Source organism: Methanopyrus sp. (assembly GCF_053997775.1).
The window spans coordinates 1-9,540 of the sequence record NZ_JBMXXF010000022.1 but is presented as its reverse complement, the minus strand read 5'-3'; the positions used below and the strand labels follow the sequence as shown (position 1 = coordinate 9,540).

The 9,540-nt window shown below is 70.0% G+C and carries 9 protein-coding genes; 4 read left to right on the top strand and 5 right to left on the bottom strand.

From position 1 onward, the window contains the following. Positions 1–647, bottom strand: a 647-nt coding sequence (locus ACXJJV_RS02880) for an AIM24 family protein (RefSeq protein ID WP_456466675.1), incomplete at its 3' end; no start/stop codon positions are given. Between the two features lie 28 nt (positions 648–675). Between ACXJJV_RS02880 and ACXJJV_RS02875 the strand changes: the two genes are divergently transcribed. Together ACXJJV_RS02875 and ACXJJV_RS02870 are read left to right on the top strand one after the other, a co-directional pair. Next, positions 676–1,830: a tRNA sulfurtransferase gene (locus tag ACXJJV_RS02875; protein ID WP_456466674.1), complete on the top strand. Its 1,155-nt coding sequence runs from the start codon at positions 676–678 to the stop codon at positions 1,828–1,830. Next, positions 1,781–3,280, top strand: a complete 1,500-nt coding sequence (locus ACXJJV_RS02870; RefSeq protein ID WP_456466673.1) for a homocysteine biosynthesis protein — start codon at positions 1,781–1,783, stop codon at positions 3,278–3,280. Before ACXJJV_RS02875 ends, ACXJJV_RS02870 begins: the two co-directional genes overlap by 50 nt. Here the strand turns inward: ACXJJV_RS02870 and ACXJJV_RS02865 are convergent. From ACXJJV_RS02865 to ACXJJV_RS02850, 4 genes are read right to left on the bottom strand one after another with little or no spacing between them, the layout of a single operon-like run. Beyond that, a complete protein-coding gene (locus ACXJJV_RS02865; RefSeq protein ID WP_456466672.1) occupies positions 3,255–3,950 on the bottom strand; it encodes a hypothetical protein in 696 nt (231 codons plus the stop codon). The genes ACXJJV_RS02870 and ACXJJV_RS02865 overlap by 26 nt on opposite strands. Beyond that, positions 3,950–4,291 (bottom strand): DUF5402 family protein, encoded by a 342-nt coding sequence (locus ACXJJV_RS02860; protein WP_456466671.1) that lies wholly within the window; start codon positions 4,289–4,291, stop codon positions 3,950–3,952. Before ACXJJV_RS02860 ends, ACXJJV_RS02865 begins: the two co-directional genes overlap by 1 nt. Beyond that, positions 4,288–5,304, bottom strand: a complete 1,017-nt coding sequence (locus tag ACXJJV_RS02855) for a U32 family peptidase (RefSeq protein ID WP_456466670.1) — start codon at positions 5,302–5,304, stop codon at positions 4,288–4,290. Before ACXJJV_RS02855 ends, ACXJJV_RS02860 begins: the two co-directional genes overlap by 4 nt. Further along, the gene (locus ACXJJV_RS02850) at positions 5,301–5,717 is read right to left on the bottom strand and encodes a 4Fe-4S dicluster domain-containing protein (protein WP_456466669.1); all 417 of its coding nucleotides are present in this window, start codon (positions 5,715–5,717) and stop codon (positions 5,301–5,303) included. Before ACXJJV_RS02850 ends, ACXJJV_RS02855 begins: the two co-directional genes overlap by 4 nt. Positions 5,718–5,796: 79 nt before the next feature. Between ACXJJV_RS02850 and ACXJJV_RS02845 the strand changes: the two genes are divergently transcribed. Both ACXJJV_RS02845 and nrdD read left to right on the top strand, forming a co-directional pair. Continuing rightward, the gene (locus tag ACXJJV_RS02845; protein WP_456466668.1) at positions 5,797–7,425 is read left to right on the top strand and encodes a hypothetical protein; all 1,629 of its coding nucleotides are present in this window, start codon (positions 5,797–5,799) and stop codon (positions 7,423–7,425) included. A 148-nt stretch (positions 7,426–7,573) separates the two neighbouring features. Beyond that, the gene (gene nrdD / locus ACXJJV_RS02840) at positions 7,574–9,358 is read left to right on the top strand and encodes an anaerobic ribonucleoside-triphosphate reductase (RefSeq protein WP_456466667.1); all 1,785 of its coding nucleotides are present in this window, start codon (positions 7,574–7,576) and stop codon (positions 9,356–9,358) included. Positions 9,359–9,540 lie beyond the last annotated feature (182 nt).

Genomic DNA, 9,540 nt, shown 5'->3' with positions numbered 1-9,540 from the left:
CCGGACCCGCGCGCCCTGAGCATGAGTTCCTCCCCGTGCTTGCGGCCCAGGAGCAGGTCCAGGGCGCTGCCCTGCCAGGTGGCCTCGAAGGTGACGTCGCCCGTCCACGCGATCAGGCACTCCGGGTCCACGAGGATGGGTTCCCCGTCGCTTACCTCCAGGGTCACCGGGTCGCACTCCGCGGTGACCGCGACCCGGCACGGTCCCTCGAATCCCAGGTCGACGAGTCCGGTGCTCAGGATGCTGGCATCCAGCTGGGCGGCCACGTCGGCGGGGGCGTCGGTGAACAGGAGGCGGTCCTGGTTCACGGTAAGGCGCTCGCCCTCGGGGACGTCGAGCACGTGGATCCGACCGCCGTCGCCGGCGTACACCACGCCGGAGCCGTCCGCGCGGACGAAGTGGCGCCGCATTCCCAGCAGCTTGACCTTGAGTACCTTCTCCAGGAGTCCGGTGAGGCCGCCAGACGTGCGGACGGGTCGGGTGGCGGAGAATTCCAGGTCGCCCCGGGCCGCGATGACGCTGTCGTTTTTAAAGTAGGCCGGGCCGCGGAGGAGGCGGACCCGGAGGACTTCCTCTCGAACCTTCTCCACCTCGGTTTCGCCCCGGTCGGCGCCCTCGTCGCCGAAGAGGGCGTCGAGGAGCCCCACGGTGGTTCCCCCGGGCGGGTGATCCGTCGTGGGCCGCTGCTACCTGGTGATGTACGGGGAGTTGGCGGTTAAGTCTCCTCGGGTTCGGGAGGAGATGGAACGGACGCTGGCGCGGAATGTGCGGAGGCAGGCGGGCGGTGAGGTGGAGCGGTTGGAGGGTCGGTTGCTGGTGCGGGATCCGGAGGAGCCGGAGGCGTTGGGTCGGGTGTTCGGGGTGGCGAAGTGGACCAGGGTGGTGTGGGTGGACTCGTACGAGCCTGAGGAGGTGTTCCGGGCGATCCGGCCGTGCTTGGAGGGGGTTCGGGCGGGCTCGTTCGCGGTTCGGTCGCGTCGGGCGTGGGAGGAGGCCCCATCCTCGCGGGAGATGAACGTGGAGCTGGGGGAGCTGGTGCGTCGGCATACGGGCTGGTCGGTGGATCTGGACGATCCGGACGTGGAGGTTCACGTGGAGCTGCGGCGGGAGGGGAGCTTCGCGTACCTGGGCTCGTGGGTGCGGGAAGGGCCGGGCGGGCTGCCGTACGGGTCGCAGTCGCCGGTGGTGTGCCTGGTGTCCGGGGGTATCGACAGCCCGGTGGCGGCGTGGTACGCGGCGAGGCGTGGGTGTGAGGTGGTGTGGTTGCACCTGGATCGGGGGCGGTTCGGGTCGGAGGTGGACGTGGTGGAGGAGCTGGCGGAGCGGTTCTCGGAGTGGATCCCGGGCGAGGTGCGGTTGGAGGTGGAGGACTTCGAGGGGTTCATGGAGGCGCTCGCGTCGCTGCGAGGGGAGGAGGCGCGGTACCGGTGCGTGCTCTGCAAGCGGGAGATGCTGCGGCGGGCGTGCGCGCTGTGCGAGCGGGTGGGTGGGGTGGGGGTGGTCACGGGCGACGTGATCGGTCAGGTGGCGAGTCAGGTGCCGGACAACCTGGCCGTGATCGATCGGGCGGCCCGGTTTCCGGTGTTTCGTCCCCTGGCCGGTATGGACAAGAACGAGGTGCAGCGGTTGTCCGAGCGGTTGGGGTTCTTTGAGGTGTCTCGCCGGCACGCGTCGTGCCGGTTGGCGCCCAGGAACCCGGTAAAGCGGGCCCGGCCGGGTAAGGTGCTAAGGCTGGAGGAGCGGTTGGGCGTCCTGCAGCGCGGTCTGCGGGGTTCGGGCGTTGCAGCGGAAGAGCGTGGAGGAGATCAACGAGCGGATCAGGCGCGGTGAGGCCTGCGTCGTCACCGCGGAGGAGATGATCGAGATCGTGGAGGACGTGGGGGCGGAGCGGGCCGCGAAGGAGGTGGACGTGGTCACGTGCGCGACGTTCGGGCCCATGTGCAGCTCCGGCGTGTTCCTGAACTTCGGGCACTCGGACCCGCCCATCAAGATGCAGCGCGTGTGGTTGAACGAGGTGGAGGCGTACACGGGTCTGGCGGCGGTGGACGCGTACCTGGGGGCGGCCCAGCCGAGCGAGGATCGGGGGATCGAGTACGGTGGAGCGCACGTGATCCACGAGCTGGCGGCGGGTGAGGAGGTCGTCCTGCGGGCCGAGGGGGCCGGGACGGACTGTTACCCGAAGGAGTCCGTGGAGACGCTCATCACGATCGAGGATCTGAACCAGGCGGTGCTGGTGAACCCCAGGAACTGCTACCAGCGGTACGTGGCCGCCACGAACTCGTCCGAGGAGACGCTGTACACCTACATGGGGGTGCTGCTCCCGGAGTACGGGAACGTGACCTACTGCGGGGCGGGGCAGCTGAACCCGCTCGCCAACGATCCCGAGCTCCGCACGATCGGGATCGGGACGCGGATCTGGCTGGCGGGCTCGCGCGGGTACGTCATCGGGGAGGGCACGCAGCACGACCCGCGCGGCGGCATGGCCACCCTGATGGTGAGGGGAGACTTGAAGGAGGCGGACCCGGAGTTCCTGCGCCCGGTCGTGCTGAAGAACTACGGCGTGAGCCTGGCGGTGGGCATCGGCGTGCCCATCCCGGTGCTGGACGAGAAGGTGGCCGAGTCAACGGCGGTCCGGGACGAGGACATCGAGGTGCCGGTGGTGGACTACGGGGTGCGGTCCCGGGACCGGCCGGTGGTGGCCCGGGTCACCTACGCGGAGCTGCGGTCCGGCAGGGTGGAGATCGAGGGGCGGAGGGTGCGGACCGGGGCCCTGTCGAGCTATCGGATGGCCCGGGAGATCGCGGAGCGGCTGCGGGAGGAGATCGAGGAGGGTGAGTTCCTGCTCACGGAGCCGGTCGAGCGGCTGCCCCGGGACGTGAGTCCGAGGCCGATGCCGAGCCGGCCCCCTCACCTGCCTCGGATCAGGGACATCATGACGAGGCGGGTGATCACGGCCCACCCGGATGAGAGCATCGAGGAGGTGGCGAGGAAGCTCATCGAGGAGGAGATCAACCACGTTCCGGTCGTGGACGAGGAGGGTAGGCTCGTCGGCATCGTCACCTCCTGGGACATCGCGGCCGCGGTGGCGGAGGGTAAGAAGCGGTTGAGGGAGATCATGACCGAGGACGTGGTGACGATCCGGCCGCACGAGACCGTGAACGAGGCGCTGGAGCGGATGAACCGGCACAACATCTCCTGCCTGCCCGTGGTGGACGAGGAGAATCGGGTGGTGGGGATCGTCACCCGGACGGACATCACGGAGGCTCTCCGCCGAGGATGATGAGCACCTCGTCGAAGAGCTCCTCCCGGACCCCTCGCACCACCCTCCTCCTTCGGAGCGGCCCGTACGGGTCGTTCTTGTAGGGGGAGGGGGACTCCCCGCGCCGGGTGAGGTGCGACCGCAGGTTCCGCTCGAAGTACGCGACCGGGTCCCGCCAGGTCACCGCGTTAACGGCCGCGCGCAGGCGGGCGGAGACGCGCTCCCGTACGGCGTCGACGGTCGACTCGTCCTCGTTCAGGGACGGGTCCACCGTGATCACGTCGGCCCCGAGTCGGTCGAAGTACCAGGCCTTCTCGGGCGTGTCCACGGCGGCGGTGTGCGAGACGACCACGGTCACGTCGAGCCCGGCCGCCAGCTCCACCGCGTACGGGTCCGCGACCACCAAGCCGTCCACCTCCAGGTCGTGCGCCAGGTACTCCAGGGTGGAGCGGAACGTCTCGTGCCCGGACGCGGACATGTGCTCGCACCCGGAACACGTGAAGTCGGCGAGCGCCTGCACCCGCAAGCCCCGGTCCGCCGCCTCGCGGATCATCCGCTCGGCCTCGGACTCGGAGGGGTACCGGGGCAGCAGCGTGGCGACCCCGAGCCCCGGGTAGGGGACGACCACCCCGTCGGCGTCGTCGGGAAGGTGCTCGAGCTGGTGCTCGGACGCGCAGAGGTACCAGCGCATCACCGACCGCCCCGGAGCACCCTCAGGTCGGGCCGCGGTTCCTCGCCGGAGAACTCGCGCTCGCACGTCTCGCAGAGGGTGCGCGCGCCCAGGTCGATGACCAGGTCCGTGCCAGGGACCACCCGGGCGTACACGATGTCGGGGTCCGCTCCCACCTCCCGGGCCGCGCGCTGAACGACGGCGATGGCCCCGTCGGTGACGTCGTCCAGGCGGACGCCCCGGAGCATGAAGACGACGCCCACGCAGCCGCACCGGGCCACGAACGCGTCCACCTCGGTGACCATCCCCTCCTCGAGCCGCTCCTCCAGGCGGCGCAGGTACTCCGCGCACCGTTCGATCAAGCCCGCTCACCCGCGGTCGCCGCCTCCGGGTGCCGGAACTCCCTCACGCGCAGGGCGCGTTCCGCCAGCTCCCGGCAGAACCCGCACTCGTGGCACCGGTGGTCGCACTCCTTCCAGCGCTCGATGGCCCCGTCCAGCGCCCGGTTGTCCAGGTAGAAGTAGTCCCGGAGCTCCCGGGGGCAGTCCAGGAGGTCGAGCAGGTTCCCGTCCCAGCGCCCCTCCAGGTACGCGTTAACGACCTTGACGATCCAGCGCACCTGGTGCGAGCGCCCCGAGATCTTGAACGCGTCCACGTAGGGCTCGTAGTGCTCGAGGTCCTCGGGCCGGATCCACGGGGACTTGATGATCAGCTCCGGGTGGCGGAGGCGGTCCGCGATGCACCGCCGGTAGTAGTAGTCATCGTACACGGAGACCTCGTCGGGCCCGTACAGGTGCGAGAACAGGTTGAAGTGGAAGGGTCGGTAGGGACAGTCCAGCAGGCAGCCCTCGTTGACGATGACCTTGAGCTCCATCCCCAGCCGGGAGAGCGCCTCCAGGGTCTCGAAGCGCCGGTTGTGCGACGTGTCGAGGGTGATCGCGGTGGCGACGTCCTCGTAGTGCTCCGCCTTTTCGGGGTCGTTGACGAAGGCGAGGCAGGAGACGGTCACCCGGTCGAAGTACTCGGCGGCCAGCTCCAGGATGATCGGGTCGGCGGCGACGATTCCGTCGACGTCCGCCCGCTCGAGGTCCCGGAGGTACCGGTCGTAGCGCTCGAGGACGCGGCGGGTGGGCTCGCCGCGGAGGGGGCAGGTGGAGTTGACGACCACGTCGTACCGGACGTCGTGCGAGTGAGCGAGCTCGACCTGCTCGCGCACCTCGTCGATCGTGGGGTAATGCAGGTTGGGGCGGCCCGTGCCGATGCGCTCGGGGGAACCGCCGGCGTACACGGCCTCCACGCGGCGCAGGTCCTCGATCCCGGAGAGGAGGGTCCTCAGTCCTCGGGTGTGCCCGGGGTGGGCGACCCAGAACCTCATTCCCCACCCTCCTTCGAGGCGATCTTGAGGGCGCCGGTGGGACAGATCTCGACGCAGGAGCCGCACACGATGCACTCGTCCTCGTCGAAGGACACCTCGTGGTCCTCCACGAGGACGGCGCCGACGGGGCAGACGGAGTGGCAGGCGGTGCAGTGCACGCACGTTTCCTCGTCGTGAATCAGCGTTTTCTCCAGCTCCTCCACCTCCAGGCCGAACCTTCGGAGCGTGCGCAGGAACTCGCGGACCTGGTCCTCCTCGGGGGCCTGCACGGCCAGCTCGGCGGTGATCGAGTCCGGGGTCACCGTGGCGTTTAAGACGCTGAGCTCGAGGCCCTCCTCCACCACCTCGGACAGGGTGCGCACGACCTCGCCCCGGGCCTTCACGCGCACGATTTTTCGGGCGCGATCGCTCAACCTCGGTCCCCGCCTCGGCGAAGCGACCCCTCCTCATTCAGCTCGGGCGGTAGTGCACTCCTCATCGGGGGGATCCCGGTTGGAGGTGGGGTTCGAGCTACAAGACGTTTTCCTGGGGAGCCCGAGGAAGCGGCGCCTCCGGCCGGGCCGGCACGCGTTCCGGGTGGCGTTCCGGCGGGAGCCGGTGTACCTGGAGTACCGGGCCCGGTGCGAGGATCCCGTGGGTGACGCCAGCGAGCTGCTGGCGGAGCGGTACCGCGGTCCAGGCGGCCTGCTGGAGAGCCTGCAGACGTCCACCCTGGACCTGGTCGTGCCGGCCCGGCCGTTCGTGGCCCGGGGCGGACGGCTCTACCCGGAGATCGAGTACTGCGACGTGGGGTTCGCCACGCACGGGCGGGCATTCCTGGCGCTGACCGCGGCGCTGGTGGAGGGGGAGGGGGAGTCGGAGGACCTCCTGCACGCGGCGGCCGCGCTCGCGTGCGCGCCGTTGCTGCAGGCGTTGGGGTACCGGGGGGATCCGTGGCGGTGCGTGGACGAGCTGTCGCCGGTGCTGGACGCGCCCGAGGCGAGGGAGCTCCCCCGGTACCAGCGGGACCGGCTGGAGGCGCTGGAGTGGTTGGCGCTGGGCAAGAAGCTTCCGAGGGTTAGGACGCCGGGGCTGGAGCTGTGGCTGGTGGAGGCGGTGGGGGAGGTGGAGCCGGTGGCGGCGGAGTTCGTGGATCACCCCGAGCTGGTGGTCTACCAGACGGACCGGTGCTTCCTGGGCCTGGTGGTGCGGGCCGGGGACGGTCGGGTCCCGGTGGAGCCGGAGGACGTGCTGGAGGAGGCCGGGGACTGGAACGTGTGGGTGGCCGTCCGGGGTCCGATCCGGCCCCGGGAGGACGCGGATCCGCTGGTGGACCGGGTGCGGCAGGCTCGGTTGGGTGAGGAGCGGGGTGAGGTGCCCTCGCCGGGGGAGGGGGACGCGTGGGCGGGCCTGTACCGGTGGTGGGGGTGGTGGCGGGGTCGTCGGTTCCGCCCGCTGAGGGGGGCTCCGATGTCGCTCTCCCGTCTGGCGTGGTTCGCGCGCCGGGCGGACCTGGGGATGCTGCCGGAGGTGCTCCTGGGTGAGGTGGAGGGGGTGGACGTGCGGGTGGAAACGCCGTGGGAGGCGGTGGTGGAGGGGGAGCCGGAGGAGGCGTTCGAGGCGGCCTGCCTGTCGGGCGTCGGGCTGGGGTTCGCCATGACGCTGAACCCGCCGGCGGAGGCGCACGATCCGGTGTCGGTGCTGGATGCGGTGGGCGAGGTGGCGGATCGGGTGGGGACGCGCCCGGTGAGGGAGGCGCTGCGGGCGTTTCCGGTGGGCGTGTCGTTGGGCTCGTTGGAGCCGTTGGAGGGGATCCGGATTCGGTGGGACGGTGGTGAGGTGACGGTGGGGTGGGAGGAGGCGACGCTGCTGCCGTGGTGGGTGGCCTCGCTGGGTAACGTCGGTGAGGACGTGATGGAGGAGCTGGTGGAGCGGCCGGAGATCGTGGAGTCGGAGGAGTTCGAGCGGGAGTACGTTCGGACGGCGTTGGCCTCGGAGCGGCGCGCGCTGAAGCTGTTTCGGCGGCTGTGTCGGGAGCGGGGTAGTGAGGCGGCGGTGAACTTGTTGAGGCTCGCGCATGAGGGGCCAAAGCTGAGGTTTGAGGCGCTGGAATGGGTTCGTGACATTTCGGGAGAACCTTAGGTATCGGCAACTTTTTCCAAACGGAAAATATGCCGAGCGCCCCGTTGGGGTGTGATCGACGCGCCCGCGGTGAGCGCGGGGCTCCCGGGGCGAACGCGGGCGAAGGGGGCTTAACCCGGCGCGGTCCGCTCCCGGTCAGGGCGTCGAGGTGGAGCTGCCGGAAGAGGTGCTGGAGGAGCCGATCCGGGCGGCCCGGAACGCGAACATGCTCCCCACGCCGGAGGTGGTCTCGAAGCTGCTGCAGGACCGGGTGCAGAAGGAGCGGTTCCTGAACGACGTGCTGGAGCCCGAGGTGGCCCGGGCGCACCGGGAGGGTTACCTGCACATTCACGACCTGGACTACGCCCTGACCCGGTCCAACTGCTGTCAGCACGACTGCCGGTGGGTACTGAGGCACGGGCTGTACGCGCGCAGCCCCATCGGTCGACTCACGTGCGTGAGCAAGCCGGCGAAGCACGCGGAGGTGGCGGTCCTGCACATCCTGAAGTGGCTGATGACGTCGCAGAACTTCTTCGCCGGGGGTCAGGGTCAGGACTTCGTGAACTTCCTCGTGGCCCCCTACATCGCGGAGGAGGGGCTCAGCTACGGGGAGGTCAAGCAGCTGGCGCAGATCATGATGTTCGAGGCGACGCAGGACCTCGTGGCCCGGGGCGGCCAGCCCGCGTTCACCAACGTGAACCTCGAGCTCACCTGCCCGGAGTTCCTGGAGGACGAGCCGGCGATCGGTCCCCGGGGTCGGGTGGTGGGAACCTACGGGGACTTCGAGGAGGAGGCGATCATGTTCGCCCGGGCCCTGCTGGAGGTGCAGCTGGAGGGGGATGCGGCCGGAGCCCCGCTCAAGTTCCCGCAGCTGATCGTCAAGGTGCGGCCGGGGTACGACGAGGAGACGCTGGAGCTCGCCTTCCGGGTGGCGGCCGAGAACGGGGCCGTGTACTTCGCCAACCTGCTCAACCCGAAGTGGCGTCGGATCGTGGGCGAGAACGTGAACTACATGGGCTGTCGGACCTGCCTGGCGACGAACTGGACGGGCGAGTGGGACGTGGACACCATCCGCACGGGCAACTTCGAGTACGTGACGCTGAACCTGCCCCTGATCGCGCACGAGGCGGGGGACGAGGACGCGTTCCTCGAGCGGCTCCGGGAGTACTGCGAGCTCGCTCGGCGGGCCCTCCTGGCCCGGTGGCGGTGCGTGAAGCGGTGCCTCGAGGCGGGGCTGTACGACGGGTGCCAGAACTGGCGGCCGAACGGGGAGGGAGAGCCCTACTTCCGGTACGAGCACACGACCTGGAGCCTCGGGTTCGTGGGGCTCGCCGAGGCGATCGAGGTGCTCACCGGGTCCCACTTCTGGGAGGACCGGTCGGCCTTCCGGCTGGCCCTACGGGTCGTGGAGCACCTGAACGAGATCCGCGAGGAGTTCCACGAGCGGGACGGGCGCCGGTGGTCGGTCGTTCAGTCCCCCGCGGAGTCCGCGGCCGAGCGGCTCGCCCGCGCCTACCTGAGGAAGTTCGGGGACGAGGCCGTCGTCCGCGGGACCAGGGAGCGCCCGTACCTGACCAACTCGTGCCACGTGCCGTACGACGTGGAGCTCGACGTCGTGGACCGCGTGGAGCTAGAGGCGAGGTTCCATCCGCTCACGCTCGGCGGGCACATCGCGCACATCTGGCTGGGGGAGCGCGTGGACTTCCCGGAGACCCTGGCCAAGTTCGGCGTGCGACTCATGCGCAAGAACACCGTCGGATTCCTGGCCTTCACCCGGGACTACAGCGTCTGCGACCGGTGCCAGCGCACCTACGAGGGCGTCGTGGAGCGGTGCCCGGAGTGCGGGACCCGGACCACGGTGTGGTCCCGGGTGACCGGGTACCTGGCCCCCGTGGACTCGTTCGTGGACGGTAAGAAGCAGGAGCACCGGGAGCGGTACCGCCACTCCCTCTAGCCTCTAGCCCCCGACCCCGGCCTATCGTTAAGGATGGCGTAACGATTGGGGGGTCCCGGGTTGGGAGAGTTCCACGTGACCGTGGACCTGACCACCAGGTGCCCCCACTCGTGCCCCCACTGCAACCTCCGACAGGACGCGTACGGGGCGCGCGACCTGGACCTGGACGAGCTGGACCGGCT